Below are 26434 nucleotides of genomic sequence, written 5' to 3'. Positions count from 1 at the left end.
AAGATATTCACATTGAAATGGCGCAATGAACTAGTTGTCAATAGTTCAATGAGTTAGGAGGGGTTACTTAAAGTTGAATATATTTTTCGAGTATCTATTGCAAAAATTTAGCCCCGCTGGTGCGAGGCTAAATACTTAAAACGAATATAGAAATGCTATGAATTAACGGTGACCGTGGCCACCACCTTTGTCGTTACCGTTTCCGCGATCTCCTCCACGGCTGTCATTGCCGCCGCGTTCTCCACCCCGATTGTCATTTCCACCGCGATTATCATTGCCCCGGTGATCATCGTTACCCTTATGATCATTATTACCATGACCATGACCCGGATTGCCTTGCTGCTGAGGACCGTTACCGCGTGGTGGCATTACCTGCTGCGGCCTGTTGGTATTACCACCAGGGCGGGTACTTTGGTATTGCGCATGCTGCGGATGATGTGGGTTAGCGTAATATCTCTGATCACGGCTATCACGAATAAACGGCTGATCATGGCGCCCCCTGTATTGACCATATTCCTTGCGGTAACGATCGTGATGTAACCAAGGCCTTGGTTCGTTTACCACCACTTTGTAGCCATGGTAAAGATCATAATTGCGATACATTGGAGGCAGATATCGTGATGTTATCCAACGACCACCACTGAAGTAAGTATATTCTCTGCGGTCTACATAGTAATACGCATCGATATCCGGTATATAATAGTATTGTACATAATCATACCCAACAGGGCCCCAAATGGGCTGCGTGCTGATGTTGAAATTAACGCTCACCTGTGCATTGGCATTATACCCCGTGAAGGTGGCAAATAATACGGCGGATAATAAGATTAGCTTTTTCATACTTTACATAGTATTGAAAAGCGTGCCAGAATTATTATTTCGTACAAAACGGAGGTAACGATATAACATAGCGATGATAGAAAAACAGCCCCTACCGCACAACTAACCAATGTATTACCCCAAACAAATAATTAAATAGCAACTGATTTGTTAATAAACTTTAGCGTTTATATGAGGAGTTAATTGCCCCAATCTCTGCATTATTACTTTAATGGTGTTATTTTTGTTACATCAAACTTACTTATGATTATTTCTAAAGAAGTGAGAATTGGCCTGCTGGCCACCATATCGCTTGTTATATTTTTTTCCGGCTTCTACTTTCTGAAAGGCGCAGATCTTTTTTCAAAAGATAATATCTACTACTGCAACTACACGAATGTAGATGGATTGCTTAACTCAGCCACAGTAGAGATACGTGGATTGGTTGTTGGCCACATCACATCTCTGGAGCTGGAAGAAGAGCGTGGCGTAAAAGTGACCATAGCCGTAAGGAAAGATGTGATCATTCCGCAGGGAACAGTTGCTACGATCGTATCGGCGGGATTGCTGGACGGTAAGAACATAAGGCTGGACCTGGGTAAAAGCAGCAGTGTTGCTGAGCCTAAATCTACCCTGCTGACAGCTGAAGAGCCAGGCGTAATGGACAATGTAACCAAGGAGATAACGCCACTGATAGCTGCCCTACGCAAAACTGTTGCCTCACTGGACACTGTAATTGCAGGAGTGAACATTGTGCTGGGTGAAGATAACCGCAACGGAATAAAGGGTACAATAGCGTCTATTAATACTACAGCTGATAACCTGGCTAAGATGACGGCATCACTAAATGGTGAAACTGAAAACGTAAAAGGGATATTGCGCAATGCCAACAGTTTTTCGGCTAATCTGGCCAAGAACAATGATACGCTCAGTCGAATAATGGCCAACTTCAGCAATGTGTCTAACCAAATGGCCAAGGCGCCACTACAGAGAACACTTGCTCAATTCGATAGCGTTTCTACCCAACTGAATGGTATTACTACCAAGATCAATAAAGGCGAGGGATCGTTAGGGCAACTGATCAACAATAAGGATCTGTATACCAATATGACCAACTTACTGGGAGATCTTAAGGCTCACCCATCGCGTTATATAAACGTGACGGTGTTTGGCAAAAAGAAGAAAGATTAAGTACCGCCTTAAAAGCTACACTACAACGTTTGAAGAATTTCTGCACTGCTCTTATTTATGCTTTATGCCTGTCTGCACTACTATTGTGCGACACAAGCGTTTATGCCCAAAAAACAGACAGCTCTAAAATAACCATACACATACTTAACAACCGGCTGGTAACTTTTACCCATACCGATACTGGCGACTACTTCCGATTTATTGGCGATGTGATCATGCAACAGGGAACGGATACGCTCTATTGCGATAGTCTTTATCAGAATAAGACCACCAATACCCTACAGGCATTCAGCAATGTGAGGATAGCACAGGAAGGCGGCACACAGGGTACGTGCGACTATCTGCGGTATACTGCTGCGACAAAGATAGCCTACATGCAGGGCAATGTGACCCTAACTGATGGCAAGAACAGGCTATGGAGCGATGACCTTACCTATAACCTGGGCACTAAAGTAGGTGAATATGAAAACACCGGCACCCTACAGGCAGATTCTACAATAGTAACGAGTAACAGAGCTATCTATAATGTAAAGACCAAGGAGGCTCACTTCCTGGGTAATGCCATTGTAAAAGATCCACAGTATCATACGAAGTCGCAAGACATGATGTATAATACGGAGACAAAGTTGACCCAATTCTTCGCAAAGTCTCTGGTGGTGGGTGATAGCGGGCGTACCATACTACAAACGAGTAATGGCTATTATGATAACATAAATGGCGTAGCGGGTTTCAACTCCCCATCTTCAGTATGGTATGATGGTCAGTATATAGAATCGGATACCCTTTACTACAATAAAAAACGAGGTCTTAGCTACGCCTATGGCCATGTGATAGCAGTAGATACGGGCCACCACTCTACCATGTATTGCGGCAGGGCTACCTACCTGATAAAGAAGCGTGTGATGTGGGCGATAGATAACCCCGTATTGCAAACCGTAAATGGAAAAGATACGCTGTACCTGAGGGCAGATACATTTTATTCTGCACCGATACTGACTGCAAAGAAGAACAAAGCTACAGCGGGGGATACTTTGGTAACTGCGGGACAAAAAGACAAACCGGCAGAAATAGTAATACCCAAAGAGAAAAAAAGAAAGAACAAAAAAGAGCCAGCCATTGCGGCTATTGCTGAAGACACTACTGTAGCTGACTCTACAGCGCCGTTGTTGTTTACCGGCTATCATCATGTAAAGATATTTTCAGACTCACTGCAAGGTGTGTGCGATAGTATAGTCTATACACAAACCGATTCGTGCATCCGTATGATCACAAACCCTGTAGCGTGGTCGAGAAACAGCCAGGTGACGGGCGATACCATCATCATGAAGCTAAGCGACAGTAACAGGATAAAGAGTATCTATGTGCCTAATAATGCTTTTATAGTATCGCTGGCAGGACCCACAGATGCAGGCCTATATGACCAGGTGCAAGGCAAGACGCTGAAAGGATTTTTTAAGAATAATGCGATGATGGACCTTAACGTGTATCCTAATGCCGAAGTGATCTACTACACCAAAGATGGTGCGGGTGCGTATATAGGCGTACTGCAGGCTAAAGGCGATAAGATGCGGGTGTTTTTTGCAGATCAGTCTATAAGCAGCATATTGTTTAATAAGAATGTACATCAGACCTTAACTCCGCTGGAAAAGGCCGACATACCTAACACACGCCTGAGCAGGTTTAAGTGGCTGATAGAGCGCAGGCCGATGAGTAAGGAGGAGTTGTTTGAGTAGTTTTTTCGCAAGCGAGACGCTTGCATTAGTGAGGACGAAGCGGGACGCTTCGACCAGTGCGATGTCTCAAAGAGGATCACCAAACGGGCAGTTTTAGGTTATGTACTCGTATGAAATAAATTATAAGCCTTCAAAAATGTCTGGTAGTGGAATGTCGATGTTCAAGCTGTGTAGATGCAGTGAAGTGTTAACGTCCGTATATTTTTCCAATTCCCAATTTCCAAGTGCGTTGATGTGCCAATTTTCAATTGATTTAGTATCAGGGTCTGCAATAGTATACTCCTTAAGAGTAGGAATGTCCCTGTATAATGTAAACTTTTGTCCTCTGTCATAAGCTCGGGTGGATGGTGATGATATTTCAACGAGCAAGGTAGGATTCAGGACATTGAAGTCGTCATTATTAAGCGTTATCATGTCACCGCATATCACTGATATATCAGGGTAGGTAAATAGCGTGTTGTGTTCAATGTGTATGCGCAAATCACTACTATACGGTTAGCAGGGAAGGCCATCAAGGTTGAGTAACAAAGCCTTGTAAAGATTTTTGAAAACACGGTTATGCGGCACCTTTGCGCCAGACATTGTAAAGATCTCACCCTGATAATATTCATGTTTTTCAGCAGATGCATTTTCCATCTCCAGATATTCCGGAATGGTCATATACTGTTTATTGTACGCTACGGCAGGTTCCTTAACTTCCATGATAACAGACATTCTTTATACAAAGATAAATAAAATGCTTTGCCGGATAAATACAAAGGGAATACAGTGATGTGTTGACAAAAGAGGGCGTGATAAGAAGTAGCTCAAAGAGAACCGGCCCGATGCCGAATGTCATGGTTCGGCACTTCGATAAACTCAATGTAAACTCAGGCTCACCATGACATTCGGGAGTGCGAACTCCTCGCCCCAATCCAAAGGTAATGTTTTTCGCAAGCGAGACGCTTGCATGGGTGAGGACGAAGAGGGACGCTTCGACCAGTGCAGGGGCCATGTGATGTGTCGGGTCAGAGACCCATCAAATTAGTCGTCACGAGACCGCTGTGTTAACTCTAGCGACAGTATGAGACACTGTATCCGAATTACTTCTGTATCATGTAGCATTTGCGGTGCAGTTTTCCCTGAAAGTCGAAGGGGGTGGTTTGTGCGGTGATGTCTTTTACGGTTGCGGCCGGGATGGAATCGCGGTCGAGAACGAAATCGCGATAGTTGTTGCTGAAGTATATTTTGCCGTATTCGGTGCAACCTTTTAGTAGCTTTTTTAGGAGCATTACGTGATCGCGCTGCACATCGAATGTATCTTCCATGCGCTTGCTGTTAGAGAATGTAGGTGGATCGCAGACGATGATATCGTAAGTGTCTTTGGGCATATAGTCGAGCCACTCCATCACGTCGCCATGTATGAAGTCGTGCTGGGTATCTTTATACAGCTTGTTGTACTGCATATTTCGCTTAGCCCAGTTGATATAGGTCTTAGACAGATCTACAGAGGTAACGCTGGCAGCGCCGCCACTGGCAGCGTATACGCTGAATGAGCCAGTGTAGCAAAACAGGTTAAGGACATTCTTGCCCTTGGCCTCATCGCGTACCATGCCGCGCGTTATGCGGTGATCGAGGAAAAGGCCTGTATCGAGATAATCGGTAAGGTTGATAATGAAATTAAGGCCACCTTCAGGCACTATTCTTTCTACTTTTTCTTCTTTCTCGTCGTTGAATTTTTCGTACTGCCCCTGCCTGCCTGCTTTGCGCTGACGGATCTTCATGAATATGCGTTCGGGGTCAGCCTCTATAACCTCAGCTATGGTTTGCTTGCAAGCCGCCAGCCAGAGTTCGTGTTCCTCATCTTCCATACCATGCCTGCGCTTGTATTCTGCGGCATGCACATCGCCATTCAGCCATTCTATGGCAAAAGGAAATTCAGGAAGATCATGATCATAAAAGCGGAAACAGGCAATGTTCTGCCTTTTAGCCAGTTTGCTGATGTGTTTCCACACCTTGAGCAGGCGATTTTTGAACATGATCTGTTTATCGGGATTCGGAGTAGTCAAGCAGTAATGATTAAAGCTGCAAAGGTAGGACTAAAAGAAGTCAAAGGTGAAAAGTGAAAACCTAAAAGTGCGTGTGATGGATTTAAAGCCATATTATGTCTATGACCTCACACCGAACGTTGCCTATACAAACATGTGATACCTTCGGCATCATGACATGTATTAGTAACTGAATTTGCTACAGACCTCTGATACCTTCGGCATCATGACGTGCTATTAGTGACTTAAATTGCCGTCTAATTTCTGTGGCGAAGGAAAATAATTAGGTTCTGCTATTGCATACGCCAATCGGGTATGTGCCAGATATGTACGATGCAATAGCAGACTAACTTTAGTTGAGGATAATGGTATCCAGCAACGCAATAGCGGAAGAATATGAAGTATCGGGAGTTAAATTTGTAGTTAAAGGCAGTGTGTCAGGGATGTTGGTCATTTCAGATACCTGCGATCTTTTGGCTTTTACAACAGGCGCCTGCCTAAACCTGCAATTACGAATGATGATGCGGGCATCTTTGAGACAGTGCAGCTGCATAGCGGCATGAAAAACACAATCTTCAATAATGATGAGCTTATTAGCGGCAATAGATATCAGTGAAAAATCGGCGATAAACGAAACATTGCTGATGATCACCTCCTGCACATTACCGTCTATGTAATTATAGGGCTGCACCTGCACACAGTCGCTTATCATGCTTTGTGTGGCTATTGGCTTTACTTGTTTTGGCGACTTAATCAACTCATTTACAAGCTTTTCAATATTCTTATACCCTTTTAGATCACGAGCCATAGTTGATATTATTTACAAACACGAACTTATCGATTAACAATTGAATAACAAAATAAAATGGCACCTTTTTTCAAAAAAAATTTGAGATAGTGCTCTGTTAGTCAAATAATTACGAAGAAATGTACTGAACAGATTGGTTAGACCTCAAATTTATTGGCAGCGCTCGCAAAAATAGAGCCATGGGTGTTAGCCATGGCTCTTTGAATGAGGTGAATAGTTGCTAAAGCTTTATTTAAGCGCTGTAGATGGCCAGTTATTGGTCTCTATCCCCCACTTTTTGTTGGGCTTGTCGCCCATAGTAAATTCCAGTACCCCACCCTTCAATAAATCGGCATGGGAGATGTAAGTTTTTGAATAAGGCTTACCATTGAGGGTGATGCCCTGTATGTACATATTGGCCTTGCTGTTGTTTTTGGTTTTGATCTGCATGGTCTTTCCTGAAGGCAGTTTTAGCGACAAGTCGTCGAAGACAGGGCTACCGAATACATATTCGCCATTAGCAGGATTGGCAGGGAAGAAACCCATCATGCTCCAAACGGCCCAGGCACTCATCTGTCCACAGTCTTCATTACCGGCGTAGCCTTCAGGCTGATCGTGGTACATAGTTTCGATAATGTTGCGCACACGCTCCTGCGTTTTCCATGGCTGACCTACAAAGTTGTACATGTAGGCGATGTGGTGACTAGGTTCATTGCCATGAGCATACTGGCCTATAAGTCCGCTCATATCGGGAGGAGCAGATTCACCTTTGATATTTGAATTAACGCTGAACAATGAGTCTAATTTGAGTAGGAATGCATCGTTACCTCCGAATGCGTTGGCAAGGCCCTGAATATCATGCGGCACAAAGAAGGTGTACTGCCATGCATTACCTTCCTCGTAATTAGACGTTCTCCAGTCGGTAGAAGCGAAGTATGGATCGAACGGAGTTACCCATGTGCCATTAGCTTTCTTGCCGCGCATAAAGCCTGTTTTTGCATCAAATAACTGCTTCCAGGAGTCTGCACGCTTCATGAATGTTGCATAGAGATCCATCTTACCCAATTTCTTAGCTACCTGAGCTATACACCAGTCGTCATAAGCATACTCTACAGTGAGTGTAACGCTGAAAGACCCCTTATCGGAAGGCAGGTAACCGTATTTTATATAGTCTTGTGTGCCACGTTCTTTCTGGTTGGCACTGGCCAACATAGCTTCAAATACCAGGTTCGCATCGAGGCCTTTGGTGTCTTTAAGTACAGCATCAGCAAGGACAGGTACAGCGTGATAACCACTCATACAGTTGGTCTCAAAAGTGCTGAGGTCCCATACCGGCAAAAGGCCATTCTCTTCGTAGAAAGCCAACATGCTATTGAGGATATCGATATTGCGGGTAGGCTGTGTTAAGGTAAACAATGGGTTCAAACCTCTGAAAGTATCCCACAAAGAGAAAACCGTGTAACGCTGACCTTTGCGCATACGGCGCACATTGTCTTTAGCGTTCTTATAGTATCCATCAGCATCAGAGTACAAAACAGGCGCCAGACAGGTGTGGTAAACCGCAGTGTAGAAGATGCGCTTCAGGTGTTCATCATTGGTCTTGACAACAGTCTTTTCCAGCTCATGCTCCCACATCATTTCTGCCTTCTTCTTATAGGCTTCAAAGTCCCATCCCTTTATCTCCCGCAGTGCCTCCAGGGCCTTGTCATAGCTAACTGATGACAGTGCCACCTTCATCATCAATGGCTGCCCATTGAGGTCTGTAAATTCAAGCTCACCGTTGTAGTCCTTGCCGGTTTCGTCTATCTGCTTTATTTCGCCATGAGTGCGGCACTCAAAAATATGGAGGTTCTTTATTGATCTGTTTACACGCGCTGCAAAGTAAACGCGCTCTACATTGGCCCAGCCATAAGAGTATCTATATCCTACTACTGTAGAGTCATTGAGCAACAGAATACGCGTCTTAACAGTGCTATCCCAGTTGATCATGTAATTGAGCTGGAAACGAACAAACGGGGTGCTACCCTTTGGAAATTCGTATTTGTGGAAGCCTACGCGCTCGGTTGTGGTAAGCGATACTTTAACACCGTTGTTCATGGCAACACTATAGAAACCGGCAGACGCTTGTTCGTTCTTATGATCGAAAGGTACTTTGAAGAACCTGAAAGAATCAGCTATAAGGCTGGTATGCGGCATCACAGAGATGTCGGTCCAGTCGCCACAACCGGTACCACTCAGGTGCATATGACTGAAGCCAGCGATAGCAGGGCTGCTGTAATTATAGCCACTGCACCAATCCCAACCCTCATCTCCATTATCGGGACTGAGCTGCACCATACCAAACGGAACTGTAGCGCCGGGGTAAGTGTGACCATGGCCACCTGTGCCGATCATAGGGTCGATATATTTAGTGAGGTTTTGCGCCTGAGCGTATGAACTTAATGCCAAAGCAAACAAAATGCTGACCTTCTTCAGTTTATTAACCATAATCAATCAATTGGAGGTGCAAGTTATTAAAATATAATAGGTAGCTGGTGTTCTGTACAAATAGTTCTACAAAATAAAATTTAAATATGAATACTTGTAGAGCTGCATACCAATCGGTAATGCAAGATATTATTTTAACGAGACGAGAGAAATGAAATGTTGCGAAGGTTAATTCTGTGTACGTGAATTTGAGTAGCAACCAAACTTACATATGCATAAGAAACTCATTATATAAGTGCAAACTATTTAGGCCCCTTCTTTTTTGAAACCCGTTCTTTATTCTTCTTCAACTTCAGCTTTACTATTTTCTTTACAAGCGCCGCAGGTAATGGGTTCTGAACTGTAAACTGAACTGTATAGTTGTTGATCTTATAGCCCTCCAACTCTTTAGCAAAGAGTTCCTGGACGTCTTTATCTACCGGCAGCAAGGAGCAGTGGTTTTTGAATGCAGCAAAGAAGATAACCGGCCCGTTTTGTTTGTAGGTAGGTATCTGATAACTGATAGACTCTTCAGCTTTCGGGGCAGCTTCCTTGATGGTTTTGCGCAGTTTTTCCAGCAGCTGCATTACGTCGTCGGGTAATGCAGCCAGATACTCGTCAACAGACTTTGCGGCTATACGTGGTTCTTTTGCCATGTTGCAGATATTTAGACAAACTTAGTAAATGAGTACAATTTGTTGTTATCGGTATGCGACAAAATATGGATGATATGCGACATACGCGTTAAATAAAGATAATATTTACTAACTTGCTGTATTGTAAACACTATAAATCGAAAATCCTGTCATTATGAATAAACTACAGTCTACACTATTGATCGCCATTAGTGCCACACTTATTGCCCGCACAGCCGGAGCCCAGACACAGGGAAGCAAAGACACCAGTGGCCTGCCAAAATGGAAATTTGATGCAAGTACTACCATAGGCGCACAAACGCAGGATTATACTACTGTAAACACCTTAGACAATTACCAAAACAGTGTTAGCACATCTAATACGGGGCATCTGGAATATAAAAACGGAGTGAGCATGTGTGTTACATTGCAGGCAGGATATTTCTTTGATAAAAAACGACATTGGGGCCTGGGTACAGGGGTTATGTACCAATACCAAAGCGGAGAAGCACAACTTCATAACTTCCGGGTAGAATATCAGGAACGTGATTTCGTAGATAATGATTTCAGACAAATAATAACCGCTAATGAGCTTTCAGAACGAGTATATCAAAGCAACATTAATATACCGCTCGTCCTGAAATATCAAACTAAGTTATCGGGCAGAATAGGCTTCAATATGGATGCGGAAGTGCTGTTTGGCATAGCTTGTTATGCTTCGTACAAAACGACTGCATCACTTGACTACGAGGCCATATATAAATTTCAAACACAGCCCTGGGGTGGCACGACGACGGTTTACGATAATAGTACAATACCAGACCAGAATGATTGGGTCATCACTAGAGAGACCGTTGGCTACCAAAATATTCCGCATGGCGTAGAAACCTATTTCGACACATTGCGAGGCCGTGGTTACCGTGTGGCACTTAACGTCCATCCAGACAATTCAGGAACAGTTAAATATAAAGCGTCAACAGGCTTGATATTGCACCCTTCTGTAAATCTGACTTTATCTAAAAAATTAGCTATTGATCTGGGGTTGACGTATATGAACCAATCTTACACAAAGACTACTGAACAACGTTATGTGATCAGTAAATGGATCGGTGATTATCATTCTCCCCTAAACACTGTTTCATCTGTGAATGTGGAGACACTAGGTGTGAACGTAGGTGTTACGTATGGTGTATGGTGAGGGGTAAAGCAACTGTGTAAAAGGGAAAGATAAGGTGCAGTAACAAGGATTCGGCGACAGCAAGTCTGCATGGGATAATATGTTATACCGGTTCGACTTAAAAAATACACCCAACGCAATACCGCCCCCCAACATTCGGCTGAAAAAGCCGAAATGTTGGGGTACAGAGCTACGCTCGTGCCGTGTCCGGCACCTTCAAAAAGGAGGAGAGTGGTTGACTTATTCAAAAGTGTAAAATAGATGTCTATTTGGCATTATCGATGAAAATAAAAATGGCCATCATTTTGTGATGGCCATTTTCGTTATACATGATTAATTTACTTTCCTACATTCATTACCGCTCTGCGGTTTTTCCTTCTGCCTTCCGGCGTATTGTTAGGCGCCGCAGGTTTCTTTTCGCCATAACCAGTTACCTTAACAGCTTCGAATTTCACACCCATTCTTACCAATTCCAGCTTTACCGCCATACCTCTCATAATTGACAAGCCCTGGTTGTAATCTTCCGGACCAGTGTTATCGGTAAATCCTCCGATGTTGATGGTAATATCCTTTCCTTCTTTCATCAACCTGGCGGCTTTCTCCAATACCGGCATTGATTCTTTCTTGATGGAAGTCTTATTGATATCAAACAATATTGGTGTTGACGGATCTACATCTTTCAGCGAATCAACATTACTACCATGAGTACCAGAACCTTCAGGACAACCAAAATTACTTACCGGACCAGGAACTGTAGGGCAATGATCTTCGGGATCAGGAATACCATCGGCATCACTATCCGGGCAGCCACGGTATTGTACTTCACCCGGAACATCAGGACATGCATCGTTCTTGTCTATTACACCATCCTTGTCCCTATCGGGGCAGCCGTTGAATTGCTTCAATCCGGCATCAAAAGGACATTCATCTTTTCTGTCTTCTATACCATCCTTGTCTGAATCGGGACAGCCATTGAACTTAACAAGTCCCTTCACATCAGGGCAAGAGTCATTCTTATCTGTGATGCCATCACCATCCCTATCAAGGCAACCCTGCAACAATACAGAACCTGAATCATCAGGACAAAGATCTTTCTTATCAGGCACACCATCATGATCTCTATCTTTAGGCCTGCGACCAAGGAAGAAACGTGCACCTATGTTGACACCGTAAGACTGCGTATTGGCAGTTGATACGCTATTCAACACTGTATTATAGTCACCTACTTTAGACGTAAGTGTATACCCACGATCTGCACCACCCTTGAACGGCTGGAACATATAATACACACCAAAGTCGAGGGCAACATTGTCAGATAAGAATAAGTTGACAGATGGTTTTAAGAGTATGCCCAACGTAACAGAACTAAAGGTAGTTTTACCTGAACCTGAGCCAGGTTTTACATTCAGCCCTACGTTATATCCTTTATTATTGAGGTCATTGAAATAAGCCTGTACATCGCCATTATGATTATTCTTCAGCCAGTTAGCACGGGTGATGAAATAATCTTCTACATTGGCAACGGGGGCATCGTCGTATACTGTGTGTGTAAGGTCTGTGAACTTATAAATTGCTTCATAGTTGAAAGAAGCATCCGCCTTCCACGAGTTACTTCTTTGTACACCCAACATCAAACCACCATCAGCAGTAAAACCCCAGTGTTTTGACCAGCGATTCTTATACTTCAACAGTACCGGAATATTGAAGCCTGTCATCTCCATGTGCTCAGCAACATTGTTTGCAGTAAGCACCTGCCTGTACACATTGTCCTTAAAATCTACTGCACGATACTCGACATGGTAACCATCAACAGTGATATCGCCAACCATCGAAGTATAGTTGATACCTGTACCAACACCCCAATGACGCATGCGGCCAAAAAAGTATCCTACCTGCAGCTCACCACCTACATTGTATCCGTTCTTAAATTTGAGCGTACCTGTGTTGCTGTTAATGTTCTGAGCATAATTGTCGAGTGTATACAATGAAGTATAATTCTGACTGAGTAACCCTCCCCTGCCATTCACATCTATGCACCAGCGCGACAACATGCTATCTGCATAGTTGGCAAAGCCCTGGGCATGTGTAAGCAATGATGCACACAACACCATTAATAATAGAAAAACTTTCTTCATCTTAATTTCTTTATTCCTTTATCTTAATTTTTTACAAATCTTGCTGTTGCAATCTTAATACCATCGTGGTAGCAATCTACCATGTATACACCGGCTGCCAAGGCATTAACGCTGAGCGTAGCCTTATTGCCGATCATTGCGGTAGTGCTTATTCTACGGCCGGTAATGTCGTAGATACCGGTAGTGATATCGCTGGTATGCATACCAGATAGCTCTACAGTGATCATGTCGGTTGCGGGGTTAGGGTAAAGCTTAATGGCAGCTACCTGTCCGTTAGCCTCTTCTATGCCCACAGGCACCTTGTAGTAGGTCTTTTGTGTACAACCATTATAAGTAGTCATTACCCAGTAATACTTGTTACTGAAATCAGGCGTTGTATTCACATAATCCTGACTTACTTCGCCGGTTAGTATGGTTGAGTCGAGCTGTGTATTGTCATAACCCCACTGATAGGTATCCATGTTACTTGGCAGGCATACGAACTGAATATTGTTCAGGTATAGAACAACAGGCTGCTCGGAGTATGATGAGCTGACGTTAACAGCGAAGGTGTCTTTCAGATAACAGTTGAAACCAATCACATTAGCAGTTACTGTTACAACAGCATTTCCTGGTGTAGGGAAGTTAACGAGGCAATACTGGTCGTTACTGCCTGTAGCATACACTGATGCATTAGTTGCTGTCCAGATAAACTGTACACTTGGATCGGACGGCTGCAATGATGTACCGAAATTCTGATACAGCGTATTGGCACAAACAGCATCAGGAGATTTTGTTGTGATAACAGGAATGGGCGATGCTGCCGGGTTCACTGTTGCGACAACGTTTTGTGTATTTACACAACCATTAGCTGTAAGCGTATAAACGTAGACTGCATTCACACTACCCAATGTAGATGTATTGGCAAGGGTATCATGAATTGCACCGGTGCCAGATGAAGTTAAAGGAATGATATTAACGACCACAGGTCTCGTCCACGCAAAGGTTGTACCTGTTAAAGTGCTGGTAGGGGTATAATTAAACGGTGTACGGCTGCAGATAGTATCGCTGGTAACACTGGAAAGTACAGGTCTTGGTTTAACATTGACCGTAACGATCTGTGCATACGAACATCCATAAGCCGTAGACGTAAATACATAAGGTACAGCGATAGTGTTGATTGTCATATTCTTCAATACCTCATTAGGATTGTCTACCCCACTGGCTGCAAAATTACTGATGCCTGCCACCAACGAACGATGCCACGTGAAAGTAGTGCCAGGAATTGTAGCCGACGGAGAATAAGAAAAAAGTGAGTGACTGCACACATCTGCGGGAGTAAGAGAGCTGCTGAGGACTGAACGAGGATTAACGGTCACTGTCAATGTCTGCACATTGGTACATCCATTAACGGTGAGTGTGTACACATAGGTTACTGTAACCGGCAATAAAGTGTTGTTGAACAATACCTCATTTATGGTATCAGCACCTGCACCGGGGCTGTTGATCACGCCAGTGACAGAATCACGCGTCCATGTATATGTAACTGCGGCGGTAGTTGTACCGGGTACGTAGAAGAATGCAGCACTATCGCAAATGGTATGCGCCAACGGTGTAGATAATACCGGAGTAGGCTCTACAGAAATGGTGAACGTATCGTTGTTGCCTATGCAACCGTTAGCCTGAGGTGTAACGATTACCGATCCGCTGATCACAGAATCGGTAGTATTAGCGGCTACAAAGATCAACGTATCGTTAGCCCCAGATGCACCTAAACCAATCACTGTGTTACTATTGGTCCAGGTGAAAGCGGTTGCTGTAACCGGCCCCGTAAATACTGTATTGAATGTACCACCATTGCAAACCGCCTGATCTGAAAGCGGATTGACAACAGGGTGTGGATAAACCATAACCGCGGCAGTATCTGTGAATAAACCACACACATTAAGCACGGTATAAGAGATAATTGCCGTCCCTGAATTGACAGCGGTAACTACCCCACCGGTAACAGTGGCAATTGCCGCATTACTAGTATTCCACGTACCCAATACGCCACCACCGGTAGATGATAATGTAAGTACAGCACCGGGACATACAGACATTGCACCTGTAATACTATCGACAGGCGGCACTGCAAAGACAGTGTCTAAAATAAATGAACTTGCGGTACCGCAACCCGATGTAACACTAAAGAAAATAGTATCCACACCTGCGGCAATACCTGTAGCCACACCAGTTGATGACAGCACAGACGCTACAGCAGGGTTGCTACTTGCCCAATGGCCTGTGTCACTGGCACCGGAAACAGTTAATGTGATCTGCGAACCAATGCACATAAATGTAGGTCCGGATACAATACCCGATACAGGCAGAGGCTTAACCCTTATATTGATGAATGTATCAACAGGACCACACGAATAAGTAACGGTGTATGATATTGTAACATTTCCTGCTGTTACGCCGGTAACTTTACCGGTGGCGGGATCTACTGTAGCTACAGCTGTATTACCACTTGTCCAGGAACCACCAGAGGCACTGTTAGACAAAATGATGGTATCATTGACACACACTGTTGTATCACCGATAATGGGTAACGAAGAATTTGCGGCTACAACACCCAATTCTTTCATAGCAGTGTCATTACCACAAGTTGGTGAAGTGACCACATACAATATAGTATCGGCACCAATGGCGGCACCGGTCACAACGTCTACAGAACCTGAGGGCGCATGAGTGGCTATGAGTGCGTTTGTATTGTACCAGTTACCACCAACTACTGAGGCAGTCAGTGTAATAGGTGTTCCCACACACGTACCGGTAGGACCTGCAATATTACCTGCATCGGGCAATGGATTGACTGTAACCACATGCGATGCACTTAACGGACCGCAGCTCACAGACTGTGTAGTATAGAAAATGGTAGCATTGCCTGCTCCGATACCGGTAACAATACCCGACAGCAGACCCACTTTTGCTATCAGCGTGTCGCTGCTTGTCCATGTACCACCCAAAGTAGTATCAGACAAAAGAATAGAAGAGTTAACACAAACCGCTGAAAGGCCGGTGATAATGCCGGTATCAGCAAGCGGCTTTACGTCAATAACAAATTTCACAAAGACAGTATCAAACAGATCAACTACAGCATACACAATAGTATCTCTTCCTACCGATGCCCCGGTTATACTAGCCATTGTATCTGCAGCTCCAACACCACCGACTATAGTAATGTGACCATTAACCGCTGACCAGTATCCAGTGGCATTGCTGCAATGGGCACTTTTCACAGTGGCCGATGATTGAAAACAAATGGAATCTGCCCCAACAACAGGAGAAGAGACTGGGGTGGAAATATTTTCAAAAATGGAAATTGAATTAGTGCCATAATTAGCTACAGCAATATCTGGCTTGGTATCTCCATCCATATCGCCAATGCAAAAACCCTGACACTCAGACCCTATACCTGTACTGTATTTGGCACCTGCAGCAAACGATGTTGCCGAAATGGGATTACCAGATATGTGAGTGTTCTTTAACACGGCCAGGCTGTTAGCGTTACCTCTGGAAAAAACTATATCGATCTTCCCATCTCCGTCAATATCACTCAGATTAAGGCCGTAAGAAGAGTCTACAGTAGGGATATCAAAACGATCGAAAGAAGTAGTATTGATAATGCCTGTTGTAGTATTGTTGGCAAATACCGACATTGCTGTAGTAAAGTAATCGGCTACTACTATTTCTGGCCGGCCATCGCCATTAATATCGGCAGCCTGCACCTCTGTTGGCGAGCCACCTACACTAAACTCCACATGAGGAGCAAAAGCAATGGTCCCGGAAACCGAAGTGTTTCTTAATATCGAAACTGTTCCATCAAAGTTATTACTTGTCACAAGGTCTATATGCCCGTCTTTATCAAAGTCGGCCGCAAAAATACTTGCAGGATATGCACCGCTGTAACTGCCTACATCAAAAGAGTCGAAAGTGGCAGTTGCGCCAAAGAAAGTAGCCGGGAAAGTCCCCGCCGGAATAGATATCATTTGATTACGGAACACCTTTACCTGGGCGCTGTTATAAGTTGTAGCAGCCACATCAGGGCGACCATCGCCATCAAAATCCGCTATGGCCACTTCCGGTGCGCCCGCCAGCGGATACAAATCACGCTTACCCGCAAATACAAATGATCCGGTCCCGGTCGACATATTCCTGATACAAGAAATTACCCCCGACCCACTACATGCAACTATTATATCAAGCTTACCATCGCCATCAAGGTCTGCCAGCTTTACATTAGTACCACCCGCTCCAGAAGAGCAAATTACAGGAGTGCCGTATTTAACGAGGCCATCACCGCCAATATTAGGATACACAAACACAGCGCTTATACCCGGCGCAAGCGTATCATACATACATGCAACCATTTCGGGTTTACCGTCACCATCCATATCACCCATTGTAATATGCCGTGGACGGTTGTGCAATGAGACAGTACCTGTAACAGCAATATCAACACGTGGTTTGAATCCTGCGCTACCCGGCAATACACAACTGTTATCAAAATCGGGGGTGAAATACTGTGAATAATAGCACGTAAGGTTGTTAGTGAGATTAGTAAGAGAGATCAATCCATAAGGTGCACCAACTGGAACTACAACCGTTAAAAGTGTCGTAGTTGCAGACGTGACCAATGCTCTTTGTCCCCCAAAATACACTATATCGTTTGAAGCTACATTGCTAAACCCGGCGCCTGATATTGTGATGGAAGAAAGCGGAGTAATCTGCAAACTGCTAACGGAATTAATAACTGGAGCAGTGAGCGGAGTTGCGAAAGCTGAGTTGGAATTGTACAGCAAAAATGACACTAATAGAAACCCCAGCTGACTAATGCGGAATCTGAATTGATTAAATGTTTTGATCATAAAAATCATATTTGAATCTGGCGCATATAGCAAATGGCAGACCCTCTTAATATTGGTGATTAGCAATTTGAACTTAATAAAATCACGTACTTTTTACTACCTTTTTATCGGCGTAAATATATGCATTAATTATTATTATAAATTAAGTTTGTAATATTACTAAATTTAGTAGGTTTTTTCTACAAATAGCACAAAAAATAATTTATAACTATATAACTATTAAATAAGTAAATAATAAGCGATTTATATTAGCCATTAACAAATGGATAATATTGCAAGGTATTCTGAACAGTCGCATGGACAAAATCATTTGGCAATGCAGGTAAATAAAACTTTGATTATCAAAGGGTATAAACAAAAATAGTTGCCCCGTTTGGAGCAACTATTTTATTTAATTCAAATATAAATAACTATTTCTTAGAACTTCTGATCTCAATAATAGCTCTTCTGTTCTGCATTCTACCTTCACTTGTCTTGTTAGTAGCTGCAGGATGAGATTCACCATGACCGGCTGTCTTCACCTTTTGACCGTTAACACCCAATTTCTTCAGGGCTCCCTTAACAGCTGCTGCCCTTCTTACAGACAGTTTCTGGTTGTAAGCCTTTGTACCTGTAGCATCGGTATAACCATCTACATGGATATATGCATCCTGATACTCGTTTACTTCCTTAGCCGCTTCCTGTAAAATAGGCATAGACGACTTGTGTATAGTGGTCTTGTTAATGTCGAACAGTATAGGAGTAGAAACATCTATTCTTCCGTCTTCAGGCACTGCAGTTGGCTTCGGTTCTTCAGGGCAACCATTGTTGCTTGCCGGACCTGCTACTGTAGGACATTTATCTTCATTATCGGGTATGCCATCACCATCGGTATCAGGGCAACCATGGTACTGAGCTAATCCAGGAACATCAGGACATGCGTCATCTTTATCAGGTATTCCATCACCATCTCTATCAGGACAACCATGGAACTGAGGTAAACCGGCAACCAAAGGACATGCATCATCCTGATCGATGATACCATCACCGTCGGTATCAGGACAGCCATTATATTTCAACAATCCTTTCACATCAGGGCACTTGTCTTCTTTATCTATGATACCATCACCATCCCTGTCAGGGCAACCCTGGAAAGCAATGTTTCCAGAATCATCAGGACAAAGATCTTTTCTGTCAGGAACACCATCGTGATCCCTGTCTTTGGCCTTGCCAAGGAAGAAACGTGCGCCTACATTCAAACCAACATTGTGCGTATTTACAGACGATACACTCTTTAATGAAGAATTATAATCTCCAACCTTGCGCGTAACCATGTAGTCGCTCATTGCATCGTTCTTAAACGTCTGATATACATAGTATACACCAAAGTTCAACGCGACGTGATCGGAAAGGAACAAATTCATAGCAGGACGAAGTAACAAACCTACAGAACCACTATTATATTTTACAGTACCCTTAGACTGATTAGCAGTAACATTAAGGCCTACATTATTTCCCTGAGCACGCAGGTTATCGAAATATGCCTGTACGTTGCCGTTAGGATTATTACGAAGGAACTCGGCCTTTGTAATGAAGTAGTCTGTAGAGGCAGGTACCGGTGAGTTATCATAAACGGTATGAGAACCATCAGCAAACTTGTAGATCGCCTCATAATTAAAAGAACCGTTTGTTTTATAATCATTGACCATCTGTAGGTTGAACATTGCACCCGCATCGGCAGTAAAGCCCCAATGCTTAGAGAACCTGTTCTTGTACTTCAGTACCAAAGGAATATTCAGGTTATTGATCGTAAGGTTGTCAGACACCTTGTAGTTGCTTGATATTACCTGGCGATAGATGTTGTTATTGTAATCTGTAGCCTGGTATTCTACGTGAAAATCCTTCAGGCCAGCATCACCAAACTGATACATATAATTGATACCGGTTCCTACACCAAAGTGGCGCTTCTTACCCCAGAAATAACCTACCTGCAGATCACCACCTACAGAACCACCATTGGTAAAGTTCATGTGGCCCAAGTTAGAGTTAACCGCGTTTGGATAGTTAGCGAGTGTGTTTTTAGTGGTGTAATCCTGCATAAGGATACCGCCCATCGCATTAACATCTATAACCCACCTTGATAAAAGGCTATCGCCATGGCTACTATAACCTGTTGTTTGTGCCCCTGCATACAATGATGCCTGGAGGCCTATAATGAGTAATAATAATTTTTTCATACTTTTTATTTTAAAAGTGAGTGTTTCTGTTTTTGGAGGGTTGATAAAATAAAGTCTGCTATACTTTAGAAGACTTTATTTTATCGTCATACCTCTTTTTATTGTTTCAGATTAGTTCTTAATGAATCTTGATGCAGCTACCTTAACACCGTTGCTATAACAAGCCACCAGGTAAGAACCTGAAGCAAAGTTGCCAACACTGAAGACAGCCTTATTGTTCATCACCTTAGCTGTACCAACAACCTGACCCACCATGTTGAATAACTGTACTTCCAGGTCGCTGCTCAGTGTATTGTTCACCTCTACGGTCAGCATTTCACTTGCAGGATTAGGATAGAGTTTCATAGACATGTTGTCCATATTCACATTGGTAATTGTCGTAGGTGTGTTAGCATAAGTCTTCTGGAAACAACCACCCTTTGTTGTAATTACCCAATAGTACTTGCCACCATCCGGAGTAGGGTTAACATAATCCTGATTAGTTTCACCGGTAAGTATTGTAGAATCTAACTGTTCGTTATCATAACCCCACTGGTAAGTATCCATATCAGCTGGTAAACAAACGAACTGCTTGTTAAGATAGTAAACCACAGGCTGAGGAGCAGGCGTTGTGCTTACATTCACTACAAATGTATCGGAAGTGATACAATTGATCTGAGATACATTAGTTGACAATACTACATACGCTGTACCAGGTGTTATAAAGTTTACCAACGCATATTGTGAGCTTGTACCATGAGCGAATATTGAAGCATTCCTTGCAGACCATGTATAAATGATATCTGTATCAGCAGGAGAGAAACCGGCACCGAAATTCTGATACATTGTGTTCAGACACACATCAGCCGGTGAATGCGTAGTAATGATCGGCGATGGTGTAACGCGTGGATCAACAGTAAGAGTAAAGTTCTGTGTGTACGAACAACCATTAGCTGTTAAAGTGTATACATAGATCGCATCCAACCTTGTAAGCGTAGTGTTATTCAATGTTTCGTTGATAGAAACTGTACCACTGGCAGTATCAGGGTTGATACCTGCTACCGCGGCTCTTGTCCATGCATAAGTAATGCCGGTGAACGGAGGTGTAGGTGTGTAAGAGAACGGTGTTCCGCTACATACTGTATCGTGCGTAGCACCTGTCAATATTGGTTTTGGTTGCACCCTTACAGTTACTATCTGTGCATATGAACAACCCAGGTAAGTAGTTGTAAAGACATAAGGCACATCAACGAACGTTGCGGAAGTATTGAACAACATTTCATTTGGATTACCAACGCCACTACCCGGCAGATTGCTGATACCTAATACAGTACCGCGTGTCCATGAGAAAGTAACGCTCGTAGCTGTAATATTAGATGTGGGGTTGTAATTAAAGAAATCATCGCTGCAAATGCCTAAAGGAGTAAGATCGCTTGTAAGATACGCACGAGGATTAACCGTTACGGTAACCAGCTGTGTATCTGCGCAACCAAAGATATTTACGCGATACTTGTAGGTAACCACGATAGCAGTATCTGTTGTATTAAAGAGGTACTCATTAACTGTATCCACACCTGTAGCGGCAGGATTAGCTATACCGGCTATTGCGTCACGTGTCCAGCTAAATGTAGCACCTGTAGTAGCACTTGTTGGCGCGTATGTGAACAATGAGCTGTCACATACTGTACCTGCATTAAGCGGACTTGACAACACTGCTGTAGGTTCTACTATAACAACAACATTCTGGCTGCCACTGCAACCGCTGGCGGTAGTAGTGAAGAAATAGGTTACAGTTATAGGATTGGCAGTTGTATTATTCAACCATTCCATTACAGCACCGGTATCGCTGGCGGCAGGATTGCTTATACCTGCTATTGCAGCGCGTGACCAGCTAAATGATGCACCACCTGTAGCGCTTGAAGGAACAAACGTAAACAGGTTGCTATCGCATATTGGCAATGTAGCTGTAGATGCAAGCAATGGAGTTGCCTTTACATAAACAGATATGTTAGTGTGCGTTTTGCAACCATTATAATTAAGCGTATCCACATAGATTACATGAACAGAATCAGTAGTCGTATTTACCAGGGCTTCAGAGATATTTCCTGAATCACTTGCAGCAGGATTAGATATACCCGTTACCGCATTGCGATGCCATGTAAAGATAGTACCCGGACGATCTGCTGCTGAAACATAACTGAAAGTACTACCGCTACATACTGAAGGCGGAGTTGTTGTACTTGTCAGCGTTGCTGTAGGCTTAACTGTGATATTGAAATTAGTTGCAGCACCTGTACAACCATTGGCAGTTGCATTCACAGTGATAACACCGGTAGTGCCTGCAGCTGCTGTGTCTGTAGCAATAAATACAATTGGATTACTTGTGCCACCCGCAGCCAATCCTATAGAAGGATCACTGTTAGTCCATGAGTAGGTAACACCCGGTGTAGGGCTTGAGAAAGTTACAACCAAAGGTGAACCATTACATACTGTCTTATCCGTGATAGGGTTTACTACCGGACCAGGATTAACTGTAACTGAAATAAACGTATCAATAACCCCACAGCCATAAGTAACTGCATAAGATATATTAGTTGTACCCACACCCACGCCTGTAACGGCACCTGTAAGTGGATCAACTACGGCAACCAATGGATTGCCGGTTGTCCAAAGACCGCCGGTAGCGGCATTGGTCAATGTATTAGTACCACCCAAACAAATTGAAGTATCGCCATGAATAGGTAATGAATGATTAGCTTCAATTACGCCTACTGAATGTATAGCAGTATCACTACCACAAGTAGGGGTAGTTACTACATACATAAGCGTATCTGCACCTACTGTCTGACCGGTAACCACATCGTTAACGCCTGCGGGAGCGTCAGTTGCAATAGCTAGGTATTGATTGAACCAGGTACCACCTGATACTGAGGCTGTCAATGTTATAGAAGAACCAACGCATGTACCACCAAATCCACTTATTGTACCTGCATCCGGCAAGCCCAACACGGTAATAGGGTGAGTGGCAGTAGTAGTACCGCAGCTAAATGAAGTAGCAGTATACATAATTGTAACAATACCAGGCATAAGGCCAGTAACCAGGCCTGTAGTTGAATCAACTGAAGCAATTGAAGTGTCAGTGCTAGTAAAATAACCAACTCCTGCTGTAGGATTATTCAGGTCAATTGTTGACAATTGGCAAACCTGAGTAGGTCCTGTAATACCACCGGCAGAAGGCAATGGATTGATCGTTACTACTTTAGTAAAGGTATTGGTATCTGAAAGGTAAACTAGCTTGTATACAATAGTATCTACACCGGCACTTACTCCGGTAAGCGTAGCAGATGTATCTGCCGCGCCCGAGCCGCCAACAATGGTAGCATGGCCGTTAGTTACGCTCCAGTAGCCAACTGCACCCACACCGTGTGTGCTGGTGTAGGTAGCATTAGATCCTGCACAAACTGAATCAGGACCATCTATGGCGCCTGCATCAGGCAGTTCGAAAGATTCGAAAATTGAAACAGTACTATTACTGTTGTTAGCCGTGATGATGTCTGCTTTAGTATCACCATCAACATCGGCGATCGTAATGCCTAGCGGACCATGACCGAAACCGATAAAGTAACTGCTATCAACTGTAAAAGATGTTCCGTCAATAACAGAACCGATAGATGTATTTTTTAAAACAGTAAATGAATCTGCAAGATATTTTGAAACAACAATATCCATCTTACCATCTGCATCAAGGTCGCCTACGGCAATACCATTGGCTCCATTACCCAGATCATAACTAACAGGGGCGGCAAGTGTAGTTAAACTGAATGCACCTGTAGATGCCTGGTTACGGAAAATGAGCAATGAGCTGGTGTTGTAGCTGCTTATAATAAGATCCGGCTTGCCATCATTATTTACATTAGCGCCTATTATTTGCTGTGGTCCGTCGCCGGCAGCAATATTTACAGCTGTCTGAAACATAAATGAATCAACAACTGAATTGTTCTTTAATAATGAGATGTCGTTAGAAGAGTTATTGCTAACTACAAGATCTGTCTTACCATCTCCATCAATATCTGTAGCAACAAGGCTTACCGGACCATTGCCGGCTCTAAATGCTACATAATACGGTTTAAATGTTCCTGCACTTGTAAAGGCATTAGTTGGAATAGTAGAAATGATATTTTGATAGATCATAATACTATCTCTCTGGTATTCGGCAGCTGCGATATCCAGCTTTCCGTCACCGTCAAAATCTGCAACTACGGTTTCAAATGCACCTGTTGTCAATCTTACATTCAGGTTTGGCGCCATTGTAATAGTACCAGGCACACTCTTGTTCCTTATACACGATACGCGTCCTGATCCACTACTTGACACAATAATATCAAGCTTACCATCACCATCAAGGTCGGCTAGCTTTACATTGTGTATTCCATAAGACGCAGTACATGCTACAGGAGCATCATAAGCCGTTACGCCATCTGTACCAATATTGCGGTATATTTCTACAGCACTATAAAATGTCTGTCCAAATGCAGAATCATACGATCCTACAACAAGATCTACCTTACCATCACCATCTATATCGCCTGTTACAGCATGATAAGTAAGCGCATTGGTACCCGAATGGTGAACGATCGGTAAATTTACCTTAGGCCTGAATCCGTGCGAAAACGGGATGTAAGGTGCAGCGTTGAATGTAGGCAAAAAGAAATCAGCGGAATAACCGGTGAGTCTCGTTGTCATATTCATTGCCGACACATTTGAGTACACAGCACCTATAGGCACTGTAACTGTAAGTAACACCGGCGTGGCCGTAGTAACAGTTGCGGGTATACCGCCAAAAAGAACAACATTGCGGGACGCAGTGTCGTTAAAGCCGGAGCCGGTAATTGTAATAACTCCAGAAGCAGGAATGCCCGTCAACGGGGTTACATTGTTTATAACGGGGGGTACGGCGGCCATTACAGATTGGCTACCGCACATCAATAGAAACACCAGTATTAGTGGCCCAATCCCGAAAACGCTTTGTCTGAATCGCGTAATTTTTCTCTTCATAATCATTTTTTTAACTTCCTTAAAAGATTACACATCATTTATTGGCATTTATTAAACAAATGTGTGTTTACAAGTACTGGAACTTTATAAAAACTGTGCCAGAACAATGTATATAAACAGGAAACCAATAGCACAAAAGTAAGATATAATTGCCTTCTGCTCCCAATGATCACAGGACAGGCGCGTCGCGCTTTGTGTAAGTAGTTGGTTCACAGCAAATAAAAATCCCCGGCCACAAGTGACCGGGGATCGCATAAGTTATTGAAATATATTTCCTTAGAGAATGGTCCAGGTCTTATTACCCGAAAGAATGGCATCTAATGACGGGCGACCCTTTCTTTCTGTAAGCTCTTCTATCTGTTCTTTCATAGAGATCTCGTAAGTAGAGCGATCTTCCTGGTAGAATACCCCAAACGGACGTGGAAAATATTCACCATTAAAAGTACTATCGAAGAAGCGTGCCAATATATTGGCCTTTGTCTTATCTCCCTCATCATGTATCCAAAGATCATTGACAGAATAACCACTTGTATTCATATCTACAATAACAGGAGTAAGACCATCGAACCTGATACCTTTTTCCTCTGCATTACCAAATATCAATGGTTTGCCATGCTCTACAAATATGGCCTGTTCCTTCTTGGTATCTTTTTCAGAAAACGCAAAAAATGCGGCATCATTAAATACAGGACAATTCTGGTAGATCTCTACAAACGAAGTACCCACATGCTCATGTGCACGTCTCAGCACCATCTGCATATGTTTCGGATCGCGATCTAAAGAGCGGGCTACAAAAGTGCTTTTAGCACCCAGCGCCAGTTCAGAAGGATTAAATGGTTCTTCTATAGACCCAAAAGGAGTAGACTTAGCTACTTTCCCTTTTTCTGATGTCGGCGAATACTGCCCCTTTGTCAACCCGTATATCTGGTTATTGAACACCAGGTAATTTACATTAAAGTTCTTACGCATCAGGTGAATGAAATGATTGCCACCTATTGACAATGCATCACCGTCGCCAGATACTACCCAAACACTCAGATCGGGGTTCTGAGCCTTTACTCCGGAAGCTATAGCAGCCGCGCGTCCATGTATACTGTGCATACCATAGGTATCCATATAATATGTAAACCTTGCTGCACAACCTATGCCAGATATAAATACTATATCCTCTTTGGGCACCCCAAAATCCGGGAATACGGTCTGAACCTGCTTTAATATAGAGTAATCACCACAACCGGGGCACCACTTTACTTCCTGATTGGAAGCAAAATCTTTTGCTGTTAGCTTTGGTACCGCATCCTGTTCTGTCACAATTGACATGT

At 43.3% G+C, this 26434-nt stretch carries 13 protein-coding genes and 1 pseudogene; 3 read left to right on the top strand and 11 right to left on the bottom strand.

What is annotated here, in order from left to right:
- Positions 1-162: 162 nt before the first annotated feature.
- Positions 163-840, bottom strand: a complete 678-nt coding sequence (locus tag CJD36_RS14810; RefSeq protein ID WP_105039976.1) for a hypothetical protein — start codon at positions 838-840, stop codon at positions 163-165.
- Between the two features lie 243 nt (positions 841-1083).
- Here CJD36_RS14810 and CJD36_RS14805 point away from each other — a divergent pair, with 243 nt between their 5' ends.
- Together CJD36_RS14805 and CJD36_RS14800 are read left to right on the top strand one after the other, a co-directional pair.
- Complete coding sequence (locus CJD36_RS14805; RefSeq protein ID WP_105039975.1) at positions 1084-2010, top strand: MlaD family protein; 927 nt, start codon at positions 1084-1086, stop codon at positions 2008-2010.
- 29 nt (positions 2011-2039) lie between these two features.
- Positions 2040-3743, top strand: a complete 1704-nt coding sequence (locus tag CJD36_RS14800; RefSeq protein WP_161499324.1) for an OstA-like protein — start codon at positions 2040-2042, stop codon at positions 3741-3743.
- Between the two features lie 120 nt (positions 3744-3863).
- Here the strand turns inward: CJD36_RS14800 and CJD36_RS23985 are convergent.
- The 5 genes and pseudogenes from CJD36_RS23985 to CJD36_RS14770 all read right to left on the bottom strand — a co-directional run bounded on the left by CJD36_RS23985 (position 3864) and on the right by CJD36_RS14770 (position 9679).
- A pseudogene (locus CJD36_RS23985) lies at positions 3864-4403 on the bottom strand (Uma2 family endonuclease).
- A gap of 422 nt (positions 4404-4825) precedes the next feature.
- On the bottom strand, positions 4826-5791 hold the full coding sequence (locus CJD36_RS14785; protein WP_240609362.1) for a class I SAM-dependent methyltransferase: 966 nt from the start codon (positions 5789-5791) through the stop codon (positions 4826-4828).
- A gap of 331 nt (positions 5792-6122) precedes the next feature.
- The gene (locus CJD36_RS14780) at positions 6123-6578 is read right to left on the bottom strand and encodes a hypothetical protein (RefSeq protein WP_105039971.1); all 456 of its coding nucleotides are present in this window, start codon (positions 6576-6578) and stop codon (positions 6123-6125) included.
- 228 nt (positions 6579-6806) lie between these two features.
- The gene (locus CJD36_RS14775) at positions 6807-9044 is read right to left on the bottom strand and encodes a GH92 family glycosyl hydrolase (RefSeq protein ID WP_105039970.1); all 2238 of its coding nucleotides are present in this window, start codon (positions 9042-9044) and stop codon (positions 6807-6809) included.
- A gap of 242 nt (positions 9045-9286) precedes the next feature.
- Positions 9287-9679: an iron chaperone gene (locus CJD36_RS14770; protein WP_105039969.1), complete on the bottom strand. Its 393-nt coding sequence runs from the start codon at positions 9677-9679 to the stop codon at positions 9287-9289.
- A gap of 154 nt (positions 9680-9833) precedes the next feature.
- On the opposite strand from CJD36_RS14770, the gene CJD36_RS14765 reads away from it, so the two are divergent.
- On the top strand, positions 9834-10856 hold the full coding sequence (locus CJD36_RS14765) for an outer membrane beta-barrel protein (RefSeq protein ID WP_105039968.1): 1023 nt from the start codon (positions 9834-9836) through the stop codon (positions 10854-10856).
- Positions 10857-11173: 317 nt separating this feature from the next.
- On the opposite strand, the gene CJD36_RS14760 is transcribed toward CJD36_RS14765, so the two are convergent.
- The 5 genes from CJD36_RS14760 to CJD36_RS14740 form a co-directional block, all read right to left on the bottom strand.
- A complete protein-coding gene (locus CJD36_RS14760; protein WP_105039967.1) occupies positions 11174-12970 on the bottom strand; it encodes an OmpA family protein in 1797 nt (598 codons plus the stop codon).
- 23 nt (positions 12971-12993) lie between these two features.
- A complete protein-coding gene (locus CJD36_RS14755; RefSeq protein ID WP_161499322.1) occupies positions 12994-17862 on the bottom strand; it encodes an FG-GAP-like repeat-containing protein in 4869 nt (1622 codons plus the stop codon).
- A gap of 410 nt (positions 17863-18272) precedes the next feature.
- Complete coding sequence (locus CJD36_RS14750; protein ID WP_105039965.1) at positions 18273-20078, bottom strand: OmpA family protein; 1806 nt, start codon at positions 20076-20078, stop codon at positions 18273-18275.
- A 111-nt stretch (positions 20079-20189) separates the two neighbouring features.
- A complete protein-coding gene (locus tag CJD36_RS14745) occupies positions 20190-25112 on the bottom strand; it encodes an FG-GAP-like repeat-containing protein (protein ID WP_161499321.1) in 4923 nt (1640 codons plus the stop codon).
- Positions 25113-25388: 276 nt separating this feature from the next.
- Entirely contained in the window at positions 25389-26432 is a 1044-nt protein-coding gene (locus tag CJD36_RS14740) for a 2-oxoacid:ferredoxin oxidoreductase subunit beta (protein ID WP_105039963.1), read from the bottom strand.
- Positions 26433-26434 lie beyond the last annotated feature (2 nt).

It is taken from the genome of Flavipsychrobacter stenotrophus, from assembly GCF_002954265.1.
In the GTDB taxonomy this organism is placed as follows: domain Bacteria; phylum Bacteroidota; class Bacteroidia; order Chitinophagales; family Chitinophagaceae; genus Flavipsychrobacter; species Flavipsychrobacter stenotrophus.
This window is presented reverse-complemented; position numbering and strand designations above follow the sequence as displayed.